Source organism: Sphaerobacter sp. (assembly GCF_019683595.1).
Taxonomy (GTDB): Bacteria; Chloroflexota; Chloroflexia; order Thermomicrobiales; family Thermomicrobiaceae; genus Sphaerobacter.
Genome location: NZ_JADGHZ010000025.1, coordinates 1 through 18,206, shown reverse-complemented (window position 1 = coordinate 18,206; position 18,206 = coordinate 1). Strand labels below are relative to the sequence as shown.

The following is an 18,206-nucleotide window of genomic DNA, read 5'->3' as shown; positions in this document are numbered from 1 at the left end:
TACACCGTTCCCGAGCGGATCGATCCCGTTAGGGCAGGTTCCACCTGCGGTGTCGCCGATCGTGCCGTGCCCGTGGGGGAGAGCATACGGGTCGTGCCCGTTGTCGCGCAACCTGGACCGATCGGCTCCGGCTGCCACGCTGTGCGCGCTGTTTCGCCTGATTGTGTTGACAGCACGGAGTGACGGCGATATAGCAGTAACAGCAGTCGTGAGAGGTGAGTTGACGTAAGGTTCGGTGGGCTCCGAAGCCGGGCCGCGGTTGCTGCTGGAGGGAGGAGGCTCTCGGATGCGGACGCAGGTCGCGATCATCGGCGCGGGTCCGGCCGGGCTGGTCCTCTCCCACCTGCTCTACCTCGAGGGGATCGAGTCGGTGGTGCTCGAGCGCCGGGACCGCGAGTACGTCGAGCGACGGGTGCGGGCCGGGGTGCTGGAGCAGGGGACCGTCGACCTGCTGCGGCAGATGGGCGTGGCCGAGCGTCTCGACCGTGAGGGACTCGTCCACCGCGGCATCATCCTGCGCGTCGAAGGGGAGGACCATCGCATCGCACTCAGCGATCTGACCGACGGCCGCGCGATCACCGTCTACGGCCAGCAGGAGGTGGTCAAGGATCTCATCAAAGCCCGGCTGGAGACCGGCGGGCAGATCCTCTTCGAGGTGGAGGACGTCAGCCTGCACGACATTACCTCGTCGGAGCCGGTGGTGCGCTTCCGCCACGAGGGCAAGCAGCATGAGTTGCGCTGCGACGTGATCGCCGGCTGCGACGGCTCGCACGGGGTGAGCCGCCCGACCATCCCGGACGGCGTGCTGACGACGTACGAGCGGGTGTATCCGTTCGCTTGGCTTGGCATCCTCGCGGCGGCGCCGCCGTCCACCGACGAGCTGATCTATGCCTACCACGAGCGGGGCTTCGCCTTGCACAGCCTGCGTTCCCCGCAGATCAGCCGCCTCTACGTCCAGGTGCGCCCGGACGAGGATATCGCGAACTGGCCGGATGAGCGGGTCTGGGAGGAGTTGCACCTTCGCCTGGCCCGGGATGGGTGGTCGCTTACCGAGGGGCCGGTGCTGGAGAAGGGCATCACGACAATGCGCAGCTTCCTCATCGAGCCGATGCAGTATGGCCGGCTCTTCCTGGCGGGCGACGCGGCGCACATCGTGCCCGCGACCGGTGCCAAGGGGCTGAACCTCGCGGTCGCGGACGTGAAAGTCCTGGCCGAGGCGCTGGTGAGCTGGTTCCGGACCGGCAGCACCGACCTGCTGGAGCGGTACTCCGATACCTGCCTGCGGCGCGTGTGGCGGGCGGAGTACTTCTCGTGGTGGATGACGTCGATGCTGCATCAGAACTGGGACGCCGATCCGTTCGAGCGACGGCTGCAGCTCGCCCAACTGCGCTATGTCTGCACCTCTCGGGCGGCGGCGACGAGTTTGGCGGAGAACTATGTCGGGATGGCGCTGGTGTGAGGGGCGCCGTGCCGGGCCGGTTGACACGGCCCGTGCAGGAGGATTTCATCGAGGCGCCCATGGGACGAGGAGGTGCAGCCGGTGAGTGACTCGCGCTACGACATCGGCATGGCCGTGCGCCGGGAGGTTCTCGGCGAAGCGCACGTGGCGCGGGCCACCGCGCGGCAGACCGCTCTCGACGCGGATTTTCAGCGCTTCATCACCGAGGTGGCCTGGGGCTCGATCTGGGCGCGGCCGGGGCTCGACCGGCGCACGCGCAGCCTGGTGACCATCGCCATCCTCGCGGCGCTCGGTCGCGAGGCCGAACTGGCGATGCACCTGCGGGCCACCCGCAACACCGGCGCCGATCCGGCGGAGGTGGCCGAGGTGCTGCTGCACGTGGCCGCCTACGCGGGGATCCCGGCGGCCAACTCAGCCTTCGCCTTGTTGAAAGCGGAGTTTGATCCGCCCGCATCCGGGCGTGCTGACGGTGAGAGTGCTGAGGTATTGGAGAGGAGTGATCATGGACACCACGACGATCGGTGAGATCATCCGTGGGGATCGGGAGGTATTCCCGCCATACCTGTACTCCGCGTACCGAGCGACGATCAAGCGCTCGCCGCACCTGCCCTTGTTGGAAGTTCCGCTGACGCTGACGGAACTAACCGGGCCCGGTCCGGCGATCAGTGAGATCACGCCGGAGGATGCGGATCTGACCCGCAACGCGGGCACCGGCGGCGAGGCGATCGGCCAGCGGATCATCGTCACGGGTCGGGTGCTCGACGAGAACGGCGATCCGGTGCCGAATACCCTGGTGGAGGTCTGGCAGGCGAACGCCGCCGGGCGCTATCTCCACAAGCGCGACACCTGGCCGGGGCCACTGGATCCCAACTTCCTGGGTATCGGCCGGTGCCTCACGAACGAGGAGGGGGTTTACCGGTTCCTGACGATCCATCCGGGTGCGTATCCGTGGAAGAACGACCCGAACGCCTGGCGTCCGTCCCACATCCACTTCTCGATTCTCGGGCCGTCCTCGCGGACGCGACTGATCACCCAGATGTATTTCCCGGGTGACCCGCTGCACGCGCTCGATCCGATCATGAACGCCGTTCCCGAGCCGTATCGCTCGCGCATGATCGCCACCTACGATCACAGCGTGACCGAGCCGGAGTGGGCGCTTGGGTACCGCTGGGACATCGTGCTGCGTGGGCCCAATGCGACCCCGTTTGGGGAGCGGAAGGAGAACGAGTAATGGGCAAGGCTCCGGTAACGCCGACGCAGACGGTCGGACCGTTCTTCCATCCTTGCCTGCTGCGACCGGACGCAGTCATCACCACCCTGATCAAGCCTGAGACTGAGGGAACGCGGATTCGGATCGAAGGCCGCGTGCTGGATGGGGACGGCCTCCCGGTCGACGACGCCATGGTCGAGATCTGGCAGGCGAACCACTACGGGCGCTACCGCCACCCGCTCGACCAGCGCCCGCTGCCGCTCGATCCGACCTTCATCGGCTTCGGCCGAACCGGTACCGACGAGGAAGGGCGCTACTGGTTCGAGACGATCAAGCCGGGCGTCGTCCCGTTCGACGACCAGCAGGATCAGGCGCCGCACATCCTCGTCATGGTGTTCGCACGCGGGCTGCTCAACCACGTCGTCACCAGGATCTACTTCGAAGATGAGCCGGCCAACGCGTCGGACCCGATACTGCAGCGCGTGCCGGAGGAGCGGCGCGGGACGCTCATCGCGCGGCGCGAAGAGGTGGACGGCTCCGTCGTCTACCGCTTCGACATCCGCCTGCAGGGCGAAGGGGAGACGGTCTTCTTCGACGTCTAGTGGGACCGGCTACTGGCTGGTGATGAGAGGTAGTTGATGGTCGCATTTCTCTCGCTGCGCGACGCGGTCGCCGAGTGCGTCCGCGACGGCGACACGGTGGCGATGGAGGGGTTCACGCACCTGATCCCCTTCGCGGCCGGGCATGAGGTCATCCGGCAAGGCCGGCGGGATCTGACGCTGGTGCGCATGACGCCGGATCTGATGTACGATCAGATGATCGGCATGGGGTGCGCCCGCAAGCTGATCTTCTCCTGGGGCGGCAACCCCGGCGTCGGATCGCTGCACCGGCTGCGCGACGCGGTGGAGCGTGGATGGCCCCACCCGCTGGAGCTGGAGGAGCACAGCCACGCGGCGATGGCCAACGCCTACGCAGCCGGCGCAGCGGGGATGCCCTGCGCGATCTTCCGCGGCTACCTGGGGACCGATCTCCCCGAGTACAACCCCAACATCCGCTTCATCGAGTGCCCGTTCACCGGTGAGCGGCTGGCGGCGATCCCCTCGATCCGGCCGGACGTGGCGATCATCCACGCCCAACGTGCCGACCGGCAAGGCAATGTCCTGATCGAGGGGATCGTCGGCGTTCAGAAGGAGGCGGTGCTCGCGGCGAAGCGTGCGCTCGTCACGGTCGAGGAGATCGTCGACGACTTGCAGGCTCCCAGCCCGAACTCGGTTATCCTCCCGCACTGGACGATCACGGCCATCGCCGAGGTGCCGGGCGGGGCCCGCCCGTCGTACGCCCACGGCTACTACAAGCGCGACAACGCCTTCTACACCGCGTGGGACGGCATCTCGCGCGACCGCGACACCTTCCTCGCCTGGATGCGCGAGCACGTCCTGGAAGCCGAACCCGGCAGCCCGCTGGGATGGCGCGTGTGAGGGAGAGGGACTCCGTGGAGTACACGGCAAGCGAGATGATGACCATCGCCGCGGCGCGGGCACTCAAGGACGACGACGTCTGCTTCGTCGGCATCGGCCTGCCGTCGGCGGCGTGCAACCTGGCGCGCCTCACCCACGCGCCGAACCTGACGCTGATTTACGAGTCGGGCACCATCGGCGCCCGCCCGGACGTGCTGCCGCTGTCGATCGGCGACGGCGAGCTGTGCGAGACGGCGCTGACGACGGTCTCGGTCCCGGAGATGTTCCGCTACTGGCTCCAGGGCGGGCGGATCTCGGTCGGGTTCCTGGGCGGGGCGCAGATCGACCGCTTCGGGAACATCAACTCGACCGTAATCGGGGACTACCGGCAGCCCAAGGTCCGCCTGCCCGGCGCGGGCGGCGCGACGGAGATCGCCACCCACTGCGGGCAGATCTTCGTCATCATGCGCCACTCGCTCCGGGCGTTCGTGGAGAAGGTGGACTTCATGACGTCGCTCGGCCACGGGTCGGGCGGCGACGACCGGCAGCGCCGCGGCGTGACCACGGCGGGACCGACGCTGGTCGTGACCGACCTGTGCATCATGCGACCCGACCCGGAGACGAAGGAGCTGACGGTCGTCTCGCTGCATGAGGGCGTTGAGCCCGAGCAGGTCCAGGAGCAGACCGGGTGGCCGCTCCGCTTCGCCGAGAACCTGGAGCGCACGCCCCCGCCGACGGAACTGGAGTTGACCGCGCTTCGGGATCTCCAGGCCCGGACCGCCAAGGCGCACGCGGCGACGGAGTAGGGGGATGTCGCCCGCGAACCCGATGTTCAGCACGCCGGAGATGGCGGCGATCTTCTCGCCTGAGGCTCACGTGGGCCGGATGCTGGAGTTTGAAGCCGCACTGGCCCAGGCCGAGGCGGCGGCGGGGGTCATCCCCGCCGAGGCCGCGCAGGCGATCGCCGCGGCGTGCCGGGTCGAGCGCTTCGACATCCCCGCGCTCTACCGCGCGGCGGTACCCGCCGGGACGCTGGCGATCCCCCTTGTCCGCGCCTTGACCGAGCAGGTCACGCCGGAGGGGCGGGACTACGTCCACTGGGGCGCGACCAGCCAGGACGTCATCGACACCGCGATGGTCCTCCAGATGCGGGACGGGCTCACGCTTCTCATCGACCGCCTGCTCGCGGTGGGAGACGCCTGCGCCGCGCTGGCCGAGCAGCACCGTCGCACACTGATGCCGGGCCGGACGCTCATGCAGCAGGCGCTCCCGATCACGTTCGGCCTCAAGGCCGCGCGTTGGCTCGGCATGACCACCCGACAGGTGGCCCGGCTGGACGCACTGCGGCGGGAGGCACTCGTCGTTCAGTTCGGCGGCGCGGCCGGGACGCTCGCCTCGCTGGGCGACGCCGGGACGCGGGTGGTGGAGCTGCTGGCCGAGCGCCTGGGTCTCGGCGTGCCGGACCTGCCGTGGCACGCTGAGCGCGACCGCGTGGCCGAGATCGCCGCGGCGCTCGGCGTCGTCTCAGGAGCCATGGCGAAGATCGCCACCGACCTGGTGCTCCTGGCGCAGACCGAAGTCGGTGAGGTGTCCGAAGGGGCGGCGCCGGGCAAGGGCGGATCCTCGGCCATGCCGCAGAAGCGGAACCCGGTTGATGCGACCTTCGCCCTGGCCGCAGCGCGGCTGGCGATGGGCGCGGTGCCGGTGGTCCTGAGCGGGATGGCTCAGGAGCAGGAGCGCGCCGTCGGCGGCTGGCAGGCCGAGTGGGAGGCACTGCCCGACCTGTTCCTCGCAACCGCGAGCGCCGTCGAGCGGGTGCGGCAGGCGCTGGACGGGCTCGAGGTCGACGCCGTGCGGATGCGCGAGAACCTGGGGATGGGCGGCGGCCTGCTCCTCTCCGAATCGCTGACCATGGCCCTGGCGCGGCGCGTTGGACGGCCCGCGGCGTACCGCCTAGTACAGGCTGCCGTGGCGCGCGTGCGCGAGGACGGCACCACGCTGCGCGATGCGGCCCTCGCCGACGAGCAGATCCGCGCCGTGCTCAGCGAAGACGAGATCGACCAGGCGCTCGATCCGGCCGGCTACATCGGCAGCGCTGACGTCTTCATCGACCGCGCGCTGGCGCGGTACCGTGAGGTCAGGGCGGCGGTGCAATAACGGGGCTAGGCCCTCACCCCCGACCCCTCTCCCAACGTTGGGGGAGGGGAGCTTTATTTAGGGGGCGGACGACGAGTTCTGCGGTCCGCAAGGATCGCCGGAGACACGTTTCCTCTTGCCAGGCGTTGTAGATCATGAGGGGGGCGGCGGCCACCGCTGACGGAAACCGCCGCCGGGGGTCAGTCCTTGCGGGTGATGAGCCCGTGGGAGAGTGCGTAGATCGCGGCCTGGGTGCGGTCCTTGACGTCCAGCTTCTCGAAGAGGAGCGACAGCCGGTTCTTGACCGTGCTCTCAGCCAGCGACAGTTCAGCCGCGATTTCCTTGTTGCTCATTCCACTGGCGACCAGGCGCAGGAGCTGGATCTCGCGCTCGGTCAGGCCGGCGACGGTTTCTTCCTCACGGAACTCGCTGATGCGGCGGAACTCGTTGAGGAGCTTGGTCGCCAACTGCGGCTCGATCACCGACTCGCCGCGCGCCACGGCCCGGATCGCGTCGATGACCTTGGACGACTCGCTGTTCTTGAGGAGATAGGCGTCGGCACCCGCGCGGATGGCGCGGATGACGTGGCCGTCCTCGGCGAACATCGTCAAGATGATGATCTTGGCGTTGGGGATGCCGGTCTTGAGGTCGCGGGTTGCGGTGACGCCGTCCACGCCGGGCATACTGATATCCATCAAGATAACGTCCGGGTGGAAGCGCTCGGCGAGCTGCTGCGCCGAGCGGCCGTCGCCTGCCTCACCGATGACCCGGATGTCCGGCTCGGCTTCGAGTAGGTGGCGCAACGCCTGGCGGAAGAGGACGTGGTCGTCAACCAGGAGTACGCTAATTGCTTTCGCGGGCCGAGCACTCGCGCGCGGGCGCTGGTGCTCGTATAGTGGATTCACCTGTGCCATGTTTCCTCCTCCGTCCGCGCATCGGCCGGCGGTCCAGTGTGAGTGTATCCAGGTGTGGCACCACCCGGCATAGCCCAAAGGCACCAAGTGTGACCGGTATTCAAGAAGGATCGGATCGAAGGTCGTCACGGTTTGCGATAATCGCTAGCCAGATGATACGAGTTTTCTGCCGCGGACTGCCAGTTCCGCGTATCCCGGCGGAGGTCGAGCCACGGATCGTCCAGACTGCCCACCAGATGAAGAGCTGATCGCGGCCGCACGCGAGGGGGACCTGGCTGCCTTCAACGCGCTGGTAGCGCGCCACGAGCGGGCCGTCTACGGCGTGGCGCTCCGCCTGCTCCGCGATCCGGAAGCGGCGGAGGACGTGACCCAGGACACCTTCGTCCGAGCCCATGCCGCCCTCGACCAGTTCGTCGGCGGGTCGGCCCGGTCCTGGCTCCTCCGGATCGCCACCAACCGGAGCTACGACGTCCTGCGCTACCGGCGCCGCCGTCCGGCCGAATCGCTGGATGCCCGGCCGGTAGAGGAAGAGCCGGTGTGGGCCGTCGAAACGCCGCCGGCCGACCCCGAGGCATTCGCCACGCGCCAGGAGCTGAGCGCGCGGCTGGAGGCGGCGTTGGCGAAGCTGACCGACGACCAGCGTGTGGCGGTCGTGCTCTACGACATCCAGGGCTACACCTACGAGGAAATCGCCAGCCTGACCGGCGCGACCCTGGGGACCGTCAAGTCCCGGATCCACCGCGGACGTGCGCGCCTGCGTGAGTTGCTGCGCCAGGATCCGCGTTCGCGGGAACTTTTGGGGGAGACCAGCCGTCAGCATAGTGGCGATGAGAGCGCATGAGCCGGCAGCGGCTCGGCGCCGGATGGGCCTACAATGGCGGAAGACGTGACCGGATACGGCGAACACATCCCTGATGAGCTCCTCTCCGCGTACCTCGACGGAGACGTGGAGGACGAGCAGACACTGGAGCGGATCGACGCGCATCTCGCCCAGTGCCGGGAATGCCGCGAGGCGTTGGGAGAACTCCGCGCGCTGGTGCGGCTCCTCGGCGACCTGCCGGAACCGGCCGTGCCCCGCTCGTTCGCGTTGACGCCGGAGATGGTCCAGCCGGCGAATGTGGTGCCGGGGCCGTGGTTCGTTCGCTTCCAGCCGGTGCTCCGCCTGGCTACGGCGGCGGCCGCTGCGCTCCTCGTGCTGGTGCTCGGGGCGGACCTGCTCCTGCACCAGCCCGGAGGGCAGGAATCCGCTGCGGAGGTCCACATCATGATGACCGATGGCGGATCAAGTGGAGGAGCCAGTGCCGAGAGATCGGCCGCCGACACGGCCACCGAGGCCGCCGCAGCGAATGCCGCGACGGCCGCCGAGCAGTCTTCGCCCGTGCCCGACGCCGCGGCGCCTCCGGCTCCGGCGGCTGCCTCGGCATCGCCGGAGGCGGCTGAGGCCAGGGTCGAAGCGTTCGATACGCCTGCGACCGCCGGATCGGCGGCGGAGGCGAGCGGCGAGGCTTCGGTCGACCAGTCGGCGGAGCCGTTCGCCGCGACACAGCCGGCGGATGGGCCGGGCATCTGGCGCCTGGCCGAGGCCGTTCTCGTTCTCGTCGTCCTGTGGCTGCTGGTTGCGACCTTCGCGCTCCCTCGGCTGCGTGAGCGCCGTGGGTGATCGAGCGCGCCGGGTCCGAGTCCAAGGAGGAGACGTATGTCGAGAATGCGCCGCTGGGCGACGGCGGCCGCGTTCGTGGGGTTGCTCGTTATTGGTGGTGGGGTGATCGCGGCCATGGGGGATAGCGGACGCCGGCCGTTTGGCGGTCAGGCAGCAGCAGAGACGCCCTCGGGGCAGCGGGTGGTGACCGTTGGCGGCGAGGGCCGCGTCATGGTGCGGCCGGATACCGCACAGGTAGTGCTCGGTGTGATGAGCCAGGGGCCGGACCTGGGGCCCGTGCAGGAGACCGTAAACGGGCAGATGGACGCGGTGCTCGCATCGCTCAAGGACGCCGGCATCCCCGACGAGCGCATCCGCACCGTGGCGTACAACATTTCCGTCGATCGTGACTACCAGCAGCCGTCCGCGCCGATCACCGGATACACGGTGACGCATCTGGTGCAGGTCAAGGTCAAGCCGATCGATCAAGTCAGCGGGATCATCGATAACGCGGTCGCCGCCGGCGCGAACACGGTGTCCGACGTGAGCTTCGTCGTCGAGGATCGGGACGCCGCGGTGCGCCAGGCTCGCGAGCAGGCGATCAACGACGCGCGGCAGAAGGCGCAGCACCTGGCGCAGCTCGCCGGGGTGCAGCTTGGCCCGCCCGTCAGCATCACCGAGGGCGCGGCTCCGCCGCCGACGCCGATGCCGCTGGCACGAGACGGGGCAGTCGACATGGCCGTCGGTGCAGCGGCGATCCAGCCGGGCGAGAGCGAAATCGTCGTTAGCGTCGTCGTGAGCTACGGCATCCAGTAGACGCAGACGTCTTTCCCGACGGAGATCCCTGGCGCCCCCGCTCCGCGTCCTCGGAGCGGGGCGTCTTGTTTGGGGGCGTGGAGTCACAGGCTGCGGCGCGTGCCCGGGGATCCATGGCGTGAGGATCCCTGCGTCGTCGACGGTGCCTGCGATAGGTGCAGCGATGGGTGCGGCGATGGATCTAGCGGTGTGGCGCGTGCCCGGGGCTAAAGCCGCCGGGCTGACAAAGCGAAGCCCACTGAAGGGGCTGGGGACTGGTACTCTGCAGGCTGATGGATCGGATTCGCCTGGATGTCGTCATCGCAGCCCCTTCAGTGGGCTTACCAAAATATCAGCCCGGCGGCTTTAGCCCCGGGCACGGGACGGGGTGCCGGATCCTTTGCAGCACCCACGTCGCGTCCCAACGGCGGCGCGGCACCAACCCCGGCGCGTGGCTGCGGCCGCGCGATACCAAATCGGTGGCTGGGGCCGCCGCACTCCAAAGACGAGAGGCCTGGCTGGTGGTCCAGGCCTCTCGAGGGATAAGGGGGAGTGTAGGGGTGGGCAGCGGCGCGACTCACTGCCCGGGGGTCTAGGTGTCGTCAGGTCTCTCACCGAGCGTGACGGAAACCGTCAGCGTCTCATCGGTACTCGGACGGTAAATCTCGAGTTGGACGACGTCGCCCGGCTTGTAGTTGAACAGTTGGTTGACGAGCGGATGGTCGCTGTCGATTTCCTGCCCGTCGATCTTGGTGATGATGTCGTCCGCTCGCACGCCTGCCGCGCCGGCCGGCGAATTCGGCTCGACGCTGTTCACTATGACGCCGTGGTCGACCGGAAGGTCGTTGGCCTGCGCGAGGCGCGGTGTCAGCGGCTCGTAGAAGATGCCAAGGTAGGGTCGCACGACCCGCCCTTCACGGATCAGTTCCTCCGTCAGCGCCTTGACTGTGTTGCTCGGGATGGCGAAGCCGAGCCCTTCGGCTGTGACGCCCAGGCTGGCCTGGCGCACCACAGCCGTGTTGACACCGACGACCTCGCCGTTCAGGTTCAGCAGCGGACCACCGGAGTTGCCCGGGTTAATCGGCGCGTCGTGCTGGATCATGTTCTCCATGTTGTAGCCCTCGGGCGTCTGTAGGCTGCGACCCAGCCCGCTGACGATGCCCTCGGTCACGGTGTTCGTGAAGTCGCCCAGCGCACTGCCGATCGCGATCACCCGGTCGCCCGGCCGCAGGAGATCGGAGTCGCCCAGCGGTACCGTGGCCGGAACCGGAACGTCCACCTGGATCACCGCCAGGTCGGCGAAGCGATCTGTGCCGAGGAGGCGCGCGTTGGCTTTTTGCCCGTCGACGAAGATCACTTCGATCTCCTCGCTCCCCTCGACCACGTGGTGGTTCGTCACGATCCGTCCCTGGTCGTCAATGATGAACCCGGTTCCGGTGCCGGCCGGTTCCATGTCGCCATCGCTCCCGAACAGGCCATCCACCGCCTGCTTGTTCACCACCGTGACGACCGCCGGACTGACCCGCTCGACGAGGTCAGCGATCGAACCAGGCGCGTCAGTCGTGCTCACCGGCGGCGCCTGGCTGGCGGCGGTCGGCGTCGGCGCGGTACCCTGCCGGACCGTTGACGCTGGACGGTCGCTCGAAGGGGCGGTCGCGGTCGGGTTTGCCTCGCCAGTGAGCCAGAAAGCGGTCAAACCGCCCGACGCCGCACCTGCCATGGCGCCGAGGATCAGGGCCAGCGCCGCCGTGATGACGAGCGTTCCGAAGCTGTACCGGCGCCGCATCAACCCTGGTCCCTTTCCGACCGGGGAGTGCTCCCCATGTCTGCTCCCATGATGACCTCCCTTGCTGAGCGCGTGGTTAAGCAAGTCTGAAAGAAACCTGAATTCTGGACGTCCTTGACGGGCACTAGCCCCTCCACTATGGTTCGTCCGGTGTGGAAACGCGATTGCCGGGCCGGCCGCTCCTCCGGCTCTTCCTGCTGCTGATCCTGCTGATGACCGTCGCCTGTGCCAGCGGCGGGGGTGACCCATCCCCGCTTACCGAGGCACCGGCTGTGCCAAGTCCGCCGGAATCGTACCCCGGCGGCGAACTGCTGGTCTCGGTGGAGTGGCTGGCTGCACACCGCGACGACCCGGACCTGCGCATTGTCGACCTCAGTCCGATCCGCGAGTATCGCGGAGGTCACATCCCCGGCGCAACGCATCTCTGGTGGCAGGATACCATTGAGGTTCACAATCCCACCTACGGTATGTTGGTCGGCCGCGAGGGCATCGAGCGCCTGCTCACCGAGGCCGGCATCACGCCGGGGACGCGCGTTGTTGCCTACGATGCGAGCGGCAACCGCTACGCGGCGCGCCTGCTCTGGGCGTTGCACGCGATCGGGTTCAAAGAGGTGTCGCTGCTGAACGGAGGCCGGCAGGCCTGGACGGCGGCTGGTCTGCCCCTGGTCAAGGGCGAGCCCGCCTCGCCGCCAGGGGGTGGAGTGACCCAAACCATCGACTACGGCGTGCTGATCGGTCCCGAGGAGATCGCGCAGCATCTGGAAGATCCTGCCTTCGTCGTCGTCGATAATCGTGCCCCGGAGGAGCAGGCGACGACCTGGCACGGTCGCCTGCGGGAGGGGCGCATTCCGGGTGCCGTGTCGATCCCCTGGACCGAGGTCGTCGAGCCCGGTTCGGTCCCGTACTACCGTTCCCCGGACGAGTTGCGACGATTGTTCGAGGAAGCCGGCGTCACGCCCGACAAGACGGTGGTCGTGTACGGGTTGTATGGCGTCTCCGCGGCGCAGACGTACGTCGCGCTGAAGCTGCTGGGCTACCCCTCGGTGCGGGTGTACGATGGCTCCTGGGCGCAGTGGGGTGCCGACCCGGCGCTGCCGGTGGCGCCGCTTGCCGAGGGGGCGGGCGGATGATCTGCGACGCGGTGGTGGAAGATCCGCGCGGCGCGACCCACCGTCACGTCTGGGACGACGCCGCGGGGACGTGGCGGACCTATCAGCACCCGCACGCGACCCGTCCCTGGCCCACCAGCTACGGCTTCCTGCCGGGCACGTGGAACCCGGCCGATCAGGATGCGCTCGACGTGATGATCCTGGCGACGTCACCGCTCCCCACGGGTACCCGCCTCCGGGTGCGCCCGGTCGGCCTGCTGCGCCGCCCGGATGGCGACGACAAGATCCTCGCCGTTGCGGTCGACGACCCGGCCTACGCGGACGTGCGTTGGCTGGGCGAGGTTCCGGCCGCCGACCTGGCGGCGATCGAGGCGTGGTTCCGCGACTGGAGCGAGGCCGGGGCGTGGGAGGACGCGGGCGCGGCCGAGCGCCTGATCCGGGCGTCCCTGGCGCCAGGGTGGCCGCGCTTGTGCATGGTCTAACACGGCGGGGGCAAGAGGCGGGTCATGCGCTACCGCGACGGCATCCTCAAGATCGAGCACGGCATTCTCCCGGGGCTGAAGGAGGTTCTCCTCCAGCTGACCGAGGTTGAGGACGTGCGCTCGATCGTGCCAGGCCGGATCTACGCCACGCGTGGGCGGCCCGGTGGAGCGCTGTCGGTCCGGGTCAGCGCTCCCACGGCGACGGGGGTGAAGCTCATCGCCAGACGCGGCTCGTCGGTGCAAGAGGTTTTCGTCGTCTGCGACGACCGGGCGGCGGTCGAGCAGGTACTCCGCGAGGCCGGCGTCCATCCGCGACGCACGCAGGGTCGGTAACCGCTCACGGCATCGCTTTCGCACTCCGGCAGAACTCCGTTACAGTACCACCAGCGGGACGCGCGCCGGCGCGGATACCCGAGTTGTCACGCGCGAGGGGAGGTTTCCCGATGACACGGCTGGGCGGGAAGCGGGCGCTGGTGACGGGCGGAGCGGCCGGCATCGGCCGCGCGATTGTGGAAGCGTTCCTTAGTGAGGGTGCGCGCGTCGTTGCGACCGACATCGACGCGGACGGGCTGGACGCGCTCCGTGGTGCCCTGGATGCCGGTGAGCGGCTCGTCACGATGCCTGCCGACGTCGTCTCGGCGGCCGACTGGGAGCGCGCGGTGGCCCTCGCTCGCGAGCGCTTCGGCGGCCTCGACATCCTGGTCAACAACGCGGGGATCGAGATGCTCGGCACGGTCGAGACGTTGCCGGAGGATGCCTGGGACCGCGTCATGGCGGTCAACGTCAAGAGCATGTATCTCGGCGCGCGGGCGGCGCTGCCGCTGCTGCGGGAGAGCCGCGGCGTTGTGGTCAATATGGCGTCGATCAATGGGCTGGCGGGCGTTGCGGGCAGCATCGCGTACGTCACAAGCAAGCACGCCATCGTCGGGTTTACCAGGGGGCTCGCGCTCGACTGTGCGAAGGACGGCATCCGGGTGAACGCCGTGTGTCCGGGTCCGGTCGACACCCCGATGGTGGGGCGCGTCGTCCAATTGCTCGGGCAAGGTGACGCCGAGGCCGGGTACGCGATCCTGCGGTCCATGACGCCGCTTGGACGGCTGATCGCGCCTGCCGAAGTCGCGGCGGTGGTCGTGCACCTCGCGTCGGACGAGGCCAGTTTCACCACCGGCATCACCTACCCCATCGACGGCGGGTACACGGCGCGGTGAGCCGCGGTGTGAGCGGAGGGTGCGCGTGGTTCGGACGGAGCGCTGGGAGATTCAGACCCGTGGCGGCGGGGAGATGCACGACCTGACGCCGCGCGTGGAGGCGGCGATCGCCGCGAGCGGGTGCCAGGAGGGGATCGTCACGGTCTTCGTGGCGCACACGACCGCCGCGGTGGCGATCAGCGAGTACGAGCCGGGACTGATCGACGACTTCCCGGCCATGCTGGAGCGGTTGGTCCCACCCGACCAGGGATACCGCCACAACGCGATCAACCACGACGACAACGCCCACAGCCACCTCCGCGCATCGCTGCTCGGGCCGTCGCTGACCGTGCCGTTCGACCGCGGGCGGCTGGCGCTCGGGATCTGGCAGCGCATCGTCCTGATCGACTTCGACACGCACCCGCGCTCACGGCAAGTCGTGGTGCAGGTGCTGGGCGAGTAGGGGATGGTCGAGCGCAGGGAGCCCTACCGCGAGGCGGTTGGTGCAACGGTGCGTGGGTTGCGCCTTGCCCGGGGCTGGACGCTGCGCGACCTCAGCCAGGCGTCGGGCATCTCCGTGCCGTACCTGAGCGAGATCGAGCGGGGGCGTAAGGACCCGTCCGGTGCGGTCCTCGCGCAGCTCGCGGCGGCGTTCGACCTCGCGCTCGGTGCGCTCCTGTGCGAGATCGGGCGCGCCGTTGACGCGAGCAATGCCCCAGGGGAGGCGCCATCGGTCCGGCAGGAGCTAAGGTCGGCGCTGGAGGGGCTGCCGGACGACGACGTGGCGGAGGTCGCGCGCTTCGCCCACTATCTCCAGTGGCGCCGGGAGCACGACGGCGGATAGGAGGCGCCGTATACTGCGGCCGTGAGCATAGCCAGCGCGCGGGAAGATGGCGCGAGCATTGGAGAGGGAGCAGTTCATGGCCTTCTCGACAGACCGGAGCCGGGTGCTCGTCAGCACGGAGTGGCTCGCCGAACACCTGGACGACCCGACGGTGCGGATCATTGATTGTCGCTACTACTTCGAGGGTCCTCCGGGCCGGGATGTGTACGCCGAAACGCACATCCCGGGGGCGGTCTACCTCGACTGGGCGGCGGAATTGAGCGACCCGAACCACCCGGTGGACTACATGATGCCCCCGGCCGAGCAGGTGGCGGCGGTGATGTCGCGGCTGGGAGTCGGGGACGACACGCGCATCGTGGCCTACGACGACGAGGGCGGGCACTACTCGTCGCGCCTGTGGCTCGTCCTGGCTCGTTACGGCAAAGAAGAACAGATGCGCATCCTCGATGGCGGCTGGACGCGCTGGCTGGCGGAGGGGCGCCCGGTCACGGCGGAGCCGACGCCGCAGCCGGCACCGGCGACCTTCACCATCGACCCGGCTGCGGAGCGACCGGAGATCATCGCCACCCTCGATGACGTCATGCAGGCGCGGGAGACCGGGAGCGCGGTGATCCTCGACGTGCGCCGGCTGAGTGAGTTCACGGGCGAGGAAGTACGCGCCAAGCACGGAGGGCGCATCCCTGGTGCCCGGCACATGTTCTGGCAGGAGAACCTCAACTGGGACGGTGATCGCACGTTCATTCCGGCGGAGCGGGTCCGGGCGCGTCATGAAGCGGCGGGGGTGACGCCGGAGACGCCGGTGATCACCTACTGCCAGGGGGCGGTGCGCGCAGCCCACGCCGCGCTCTCGCTCTGGATGAGCGGCTACCGCAACGTGCGGGTCTACGACGGTTCGTGGGCCGAGTGGGGGAACCGGGACGACGTGCCGATCGCCACCGGCCCGGCGGACGAGGCCTGATCGTTCCGGGGGCGCGCATCCTGCAGGAATTGCAACCGGCGGGGTGCCGTTGTAACCAGCGTAGGTGGCTTGCCCAAGCTGGGACGTGAGAGGGAACGCAGGATGCGCATTGCCCGCGATGCCACGGAACTGGTTGGCCGAACTCCGCTCGTGCGGTTGAACCGGGTCGCGCCGCCCGGCGCCACGATCTGGGCGAAGCTGGAGATGTTCAACCCTGGCTTCTCGGTGAAGGACCGGATCGCGCTCAACATGATTCGGGACGCTGAGGAGCGCGGGTTGCTGACGCCCGATACCGTCATCATCGAAGCGACCAGTGGCAACACCGGGATCGGCCTTGCCTGGATCGCCGCGATCCGCGGCTACCGGTTGATCATCACCATGTCGGCGCGCAACAGCCCGGAGCGGGTGGCATTGCTGCGGGCGCTGGGCGCCGAGGTGATCCTGACTCCGGCCGACCAGGGCACTCCCGGCGCGATCGAGGAGGCCAACCGCATCGCCGCGAGCCTGCCCAAGACCTTCATGCCTCGCCAGCACTGGAACCCCGCGAACCCCGACATCCACCGGCGCACCACCGCGCTGGAGATCTGGGAGGACACCGACGGGCAGGTCGATGTCTTCGTCGCGGGCGCCGGTACCGGCGGCACGATTACGGGCGTGGGGCAGGTGCTCAAGCAGAAGAAGCCGGGCGTGCGAATCGCGGTCGTTGAGCCGGCCGAGTCGCCGGTGCTGGCCGAGGGACGGCGCGGTTCCCACGGCATTCAGGGGATCTCGCCGGGCTTCGTGCCCGAGGTGCTCGACCGCGCCGTGATCGACGAGGTGGTGTTGGTCTCCACCGAGGAAGCGTTCTCCATGGCCCGCCGGTTGATCCGCGAGGAGGGGCTGCTCGTCGGTATCTCAAGCGGGGCCGCTGCCGCGGCGGCGGTGCGGATCGCCGAGCGGCCGGAGAGCGCCGGGCTGAACATCGTGACCCTCTTCCCGGACCTGGCCGAGCGCTACCTCTCGACGCCCCTGTTCCAGCAGCCAGAGCCTGCGAGCTGAGCGGCGTCCGTCGCCCGGATCCGCCGCGGATGCGTCGAGCCGCCATGTATGACTCCACACCCGGCGCGCGTTAAGGGGGTGAGCGCGGCTGCGCTCATGGCGCGCAGTGAGAGGGGCTAGTATGGTACCGGCTCGGTTCTCTGCCACGGCGTGGATGCCGCGGGGGCGGCGTGTGCTGGTCCTGCTCATGGTGTTGGTGCTCGTCCTCGCGGCGTGTGGGGGGCCTGAGATGGCGCCCGCGCCGTCGACGACGGAGCCGACGGCGCCTGCCGGCGATGCGCCCGGGGTGAGTACCCCTGGCGCCACGGAGTCCCCGGCGGTGACGCCGGAGACGACGCCGGAACCGGCTGCCAGCCCGGTGTCCCCGTCTCCAGAAGCGTCTCCGTCCCCGGCCGCCGAGCGGCAGGTCAACGTGTACTTCATCCGCGATGAGAAGATCGCCACGGCGCACCGGCAGATCCCGGCTTCGCCGCGACCGGCCACGGAGGCGATCCAGGCATTGCTGGCCGGCCCGACCGAGGCTGAGCAGGCCGCCGGGATGTCGACGGCAATCCCGGAGGGGACCACGCTCAACGGCATCGTGATCGAGGCCGGATTGGCAACGGTGGACCTTTCGGGCGACTTCGAATCCGGCGGCGGCAGCTTCTCGATGCTCGCTCGGCTGGCGCAGGTAGTCTATACCCTGACCCAGTTCCCGACCGTGGAGCAGGTGCGGTTCGAACTCGACGGGCAGCCGGTCGAGGTCTTCGGCAGCGAGGGGATCGCGCTCGATCAGCCGGTCAGCCGCGCGACCTACGAGGATCTGACTCCGGCGATCCTGGTCGAATCCCCCGCAATCGGCGACACGGTGTCGGGTCCGCTCCAGGCGTCCGGCACCGCGAACGTCTTCGAGGCCACGTTCCAGATTGAGATCCTCGACGAAGCGGGGAACCAGTTGGCCCATCAGGTGGTGACGGCCACGTCCGGCAGCGGTATGCGCGGCACCTTTGACGTCACCATTCCCTTCACCGTCTCCGAGCCTGGATCGGGCACGGTCGTCGCCTACGAGCTCTCGGCCAAGGACGGCTCGCGCATCAACGAGGTCCGGATCCCGGTCGAGTTCCAGCCGTAGGAGGACGGCCCTCACCCCCAACCCCCTCTCAAGGTTGGGAGAGGGGGGTACGGCCCTCACCCCCCGGCCCCCTCTCCCAAC

General features: G+C 68.9%; 21 protein-coding genes. 19 read left to right on the top strand and 2 right to left on the bottom strand.

The window, feature by feature from the left end:
* Positions 1–286 precede the first annotated feature (286 nt).
* From pobA to pcaB, 7 genes are all read left to right on the top strand, one after another.
* On the top strand, positions 287–1,459 hold the full coding sequence (gene pobA, locus IRZ30_RS04810) for a 4-hydroxybenzoate 3-monooxygenase (protein WP_294083503.1): 1,173 nt from the start codon (positions 287–289) through the stop codon (positions 1,457–1,459).
* 81 nt (positions 1,460–1,540) lie between these two features.
* The gene (gene pcaC, locus IRZ30_RS04805; RefSeq protein ID WP_294083501.1) at positions 1,541–1,984 is read left to right on the top strand and encodes a 4-carboxymuconolactone decarboxylase; all 444 of its coding nucleotides are present in this window, start codon (positions 1,541–1,543) and stop codon (positions 1,982–1,984) included.
* Positions 1,962–2,690: a protocatechuate 3,4-dioxygenase subunit beta gene (gene pcaH / locus IRZ30_RS04800; RefSeq protein ID WP_294083499.1), complete on the top strand. Its 729-nt coding sequence runs from the start codon at positions 1,962–1,964 to the stop codon at positions 2,688–2,690. Before pcaC ends, pcaH begins: the two co-directional genes overlap by 23 nt.
* Positions 2,690–3,271 (top strand): protocatechuate 3,4-dioxygenase subunit alpha, encoded by a 582-nt coding sequence (gene pcaG, locus IRZ30_RS04795; protein ID WP_294083497.1) that lies wholly within the window; start codon positions 2,690–2,692, stop codon positions 3,269–3,271. Before pcaH ends, pcaG begins: the two co-directional genes overlap by 1 nt.
* A 36-nt stretch (positions 3,272–3,307) precedes the next feature.
* Positions 3,308–4,147 carry a CoA transferase subunit A gene (locus IRZ30_RS04790; RefSeq protein ID WP_294083496.1) on the top strand — a complete coding sequence of 280 codons (840 nt, stop codon included), beginning with the start codon at positions 3,308–3,310 and terminating at the stop codon, positions 4,145–4,147.
* A gap of 35 nt (positions 4,148–4,182) precedes the next feature.
* Complete coding sequence (locus IRZ30_RS04785; RefSeq protein WP_366945320.1) at positions 4,183–4,932, top strand: CoA-transferase subunit beta; 750 nt, start codon at positions 4,183–4,185, stop codon at positions 4,930–4,932.
* 4 nt (positions 4,933–4,936) lie between these two features.
* Positions 4,937–6,283 (top strand): 3-carboxy-cis,cis-muconate cycloisomerase, encoded by a 1,347-nt coding sequence (pcaB, locus tag IRZ30_RS04780; protein WP_294083493.1) that lies wholly within the window; start codon positions 4,937–4,939, stop codon positions 6,281–6,283.
* 179 nt (positions 6,284–6,462) lie between these two features.
* On the opposite strand, the gene IRZ30_RS04775 is transcribed toward pcaB, so the two are convergent.
* Positions 6,463–7,176 carry a response regulator transcription factor gene (locus IRZ30_RS04775; protein ID WP_294083491.1) on the bottom strand — a complete coding sequence of 238 codons (714 nt, stop codon included), beginning with the start codon at positions 7,174–7,176 and terminating at the stop codon, positions 6,463–6,465.
* Positions 7,177–7,420: 244 nt separating this feature from the next.
* On the opposite strand from IRZ30_RS04775, the gene IRZ30_RS04770 reads away from it, so the two are divergent.
* Genes IRZ30_RS04770 through IRZ30_RS04760 form a run of 3 tightly spaced genes read left to right on the top strand, consistent with a single transcriptional unit; the run spans position 7,421 to position 9,631 of the window.
* Positions 7,421–8,017, top strand: coding sequence for a sigma-70 family RNA polymerase sigma factor (locus tag IRZ30_RS04770; protein WP_294083517.1), 597 nt, complete (start codon positions 7,421–7,423; stop codon positions 8,015–8,017).
* A gap of 33 nt (positions 8,018–8,050) precedes the next feature.
* A complete protein-coding gene (locus tag IRZ30_RS04765; RefSeq protein WP_294083489.1) occupies positions 8,051–8,836 on the top strand; it encodes an anti-sigma factor in 786 nt (261 codons plus the stop codon).
* A gap of 36 nt (positions 8,837–8,872) precedes the next feature.
* Positions 8,873–9,631 carry an SIMPL domain-containing protein gene (locus IRZ30_RS04760; RefSeq protein ID WP_294083487.1) on the top strand — a complete coding sequence of 253 codons (759 nt, stop codon included), beginning with the start codon at positions 8,873–8,875 and terminating at the stop codon, positions 9,629–9,631.
* A 571-nt stretch (positions 9,632–10,202) separates the two neighbouring features.
* On the opposite strand, the gene IRZ30_RS04755 is transcribed toward IRZ30_RS04760, so the two are convergent.
* The gene (locus IRZ30_RS04755; protein ID WP_294083485.1) at positions 10,203–11,396 is read right to left on the bottom strand and encodes a trypsin-like peptidase domain-containing protein; all 1,194 of its coding nucleotides are present in this window, start codon (positions 11,394–11,396) and stop codon (positions 10,203–10,205) included.
* Positions 11,397–11,548: 152 nt separating this feature from the next.
* Between IRZ30_RS04755 and IRZ30_RS04750 the strand changes: the two genes are divergently transcribed.
* From IRZ30_RS04750 to IRZ30_RS04710, 9 genes are all read left to right on the top strand, one after another.
* Complete coding sequence (locus IRZ30_RS04750) at positions 11,549–12,526, top strand: sulfurtransferase (RefSeq protein WP_294083483.1); 978 nt, start codon at positions 11,549–11,551, stop codon at positions 12,524–12,526.
* Positions 12,523–12,987: an inorganic diphosphatase gene (locus tag IRZ30_RS04745; protein WP_294083479.1), complete on the top strand. Its 465-nt coding sequence runs from the start codon at positions 12,523–12,525 to the stop codon at positions 12,985–12,987. Before IRZ30_RS04750 ends, IRZ30_RS04745 begins: the two co-directional genes overlap by 4 nt.
* 24 nt (positions 12,988–13,011) lie before the next feature.
* Positions 13,012–13,320 carry a DUF2103 domain-containing protein gene (locus tag IRZ30_RS04740; RefSeq protein ID WP_294083477.1) on the top strand — a complete coding sequence of 103 codons (309 nt, stop codon included), beginning with the start codon at positions 13,012–13,014 and terminating at the stop codon, positions 13,318–13,320.
* 110 nt (positions 13,321–13,430) lie between these two features.
* Positions 13,431–14,195 carry an SDR family oxidoreductase gene (locus IRZ30_RS04735; protein ID WP_294083475.1) on the top strand — a complete coding sequence of 255 codons (765 nt, stop codon included), beginning with the start codon at positions 13,431–13,433 and terminating at the stop codon, positions 14,193–14,195.
* 25 nt (positions 14,196–14,220) lie between these two features.
* Positions 14,221–14,637 carry a secondary thiamine-phosphate synthase enzyme YjbQ gene (locus IRZ30_RS04730; RefSeq protein ID WP_294083473.1) on the top strand — a complete coding sequence of 139 codons (417 nt, stop codon included), beginning with the start codon at positions 14,221–14,223 and terminating at the stop codon, positions 14,635–14,637.
* A 3-nt stretch (positions 14,638–14,640) separates the two neighbouring features.
* Positions 14,641–15,018, top strand: coding sequence for a helix-turn-helix transcriptional regulator (locus IRZ30_RS04725; RefSeq protein ID WP_294083472.1), 378 nt, complete (start codon positions 14,641–14,643; stop codon positions 15,016–15,018).
* Between the two features lie 76 nt (positions 15,019–15,094).
* Entirely contained in the window at positions 15,095–15,976 is an 882-nt protein-coding gene (locus IRZ30_RS04720; RefSeq protein ID WP_294083470.1) for a sulfurtransferase, read from the top strand.
* Between the two features lie 102 nt (positions 15,977–16,078).
* On the top strand, positions 16,079–17,014 hold the full coding sequence (cysK, locus tag IRZ30_RS04715; RefSeq protein ID WP_294083468.1) for a cysteine synthase A: 936 nt from the start codon (positions 16,079–16,081) through the stop codon (positions 17,012–17,014).
* A gap of 319 nt (positions 17,015–17,333) precedes the next feature.
* Positions 17,334–18,125: a Gmad2 immunoglobulin-like domain-containing protein gene (locus IRZ30_RS04710; protein WP_294083466.1), complete on the top strand. Its 792-nt coding sequence runs from the start codon at positions 17,334–17,336 to the stop codon at positions 18,123–18,125.
* Positions 18,126–18,206 lie beyond the last annotated feature (81 nt).

Coding starts and splice junctions, on each gene's coding strand:
- IRZ30_RS04745 (WP_294083479.1), top strand. CDS start 12,523: ATGATCTGCGACGCGGTGGTGGAAGATCCGCGCGGCGCGACCCACCGT.
- pcaH (WP_294083499.1), top strand. CDS start 1,962: ATGGACACCACGACGATCGGTGAGATCATCCGTGGGGATCGGGAGGTA.
- cysK (WP_294083468.1), top strand. CDS start 16,079: ATGCGCATTGCCCGCGATGCCACGGAACTGGTTGGCCGAACTCCGCTC.
- IRZ30_RS04765 (WP_294083489.1), top strand. CDS start 8,051: ATGGCGGAAGACGTGACCGGATACGGCGAACACATCCCTGATGAGCTC.
- IRZ30_RS04720 (WP_294083470.1), top strand. CDS start 15,095: ATGGCCTTCTCGACAGACCGGAGCCGGGTGCTCGTCAGCACGGAGTGG.
- pcaG (WP_294083497.1), top strand. CDS start 2,690: ATGGGCAAGGCTCCGGTAACGCCGACGCAGACGGTCGGACCGTTCTTC.
- IRZ30_RS04740 (WP_294083477.1), top strand. CDS start 13,012: ATGCGCTACCGCGACGGCATCCTCAAGATCGAGCACGGCATTCTCCCG.
- IRZ30_RS04755 (WP_294083485.1), bottom strand. CDS start 11,396: ATGCGGCGCCGGTACAGCTTCGGAACGCTCGTCATCACGGCGGCGCTG.
- IRZ30_RS04785 (WP_366945320.1), top strand. CDS start 4,183: ATGATGACCATCGCCGCGGCGCGGGCACTCAAGGACGACGACGTCTGC.
- IRZ30_RS04725 (WP_294083472.1), top strand. CDS start 14,641: ATGGTCGAGCGCAGGGAGCCCTACCGCGAGGCGGTTGGTGCAACGGTG.
- IRZ30_RS04790 (WP_294083496.1), top strand. CDS start 3,308: ATGGTCGCATTTCTCTCGCTGCGCGACGCGGTCGCCGAGTGCGTCCGC.
- IRZ30_RS04760 (WP_294083487.1), top strand. CDS start 8,873: ATGTCGAGAATGCGCCGCTGGGCGACGGCGGCCGCGTTCGTGGGGTTG.
- IRZ30_RS04775 (WP_294083491.1), bottom strand. CDS start 7,176: ATGGCACAGGTGAATCCACTATACGAGCACCAGCGCCCGCGCGCGAGT.
- pcaB (WP_294083493.1), top strand. CDS start 4,937: ATGTCGCCCGCGAACCCGATGTTCAGCACGCCGGAGATGGCGGCGATC.
- IRZ30_RS04735 (WP_294083475.1), top strand. CDS start 13,431: ATGACACGGCTGGGCGGGAAGCGGGCGCTGGTGACGGGCGGAGCGGCC.
- pobA (WP_294083503.1), top strand. CDS start 287: ATGCGGACGCAGGTCGCGATCATCGGCGCGGGTCCGGCCGGGCTGGTC.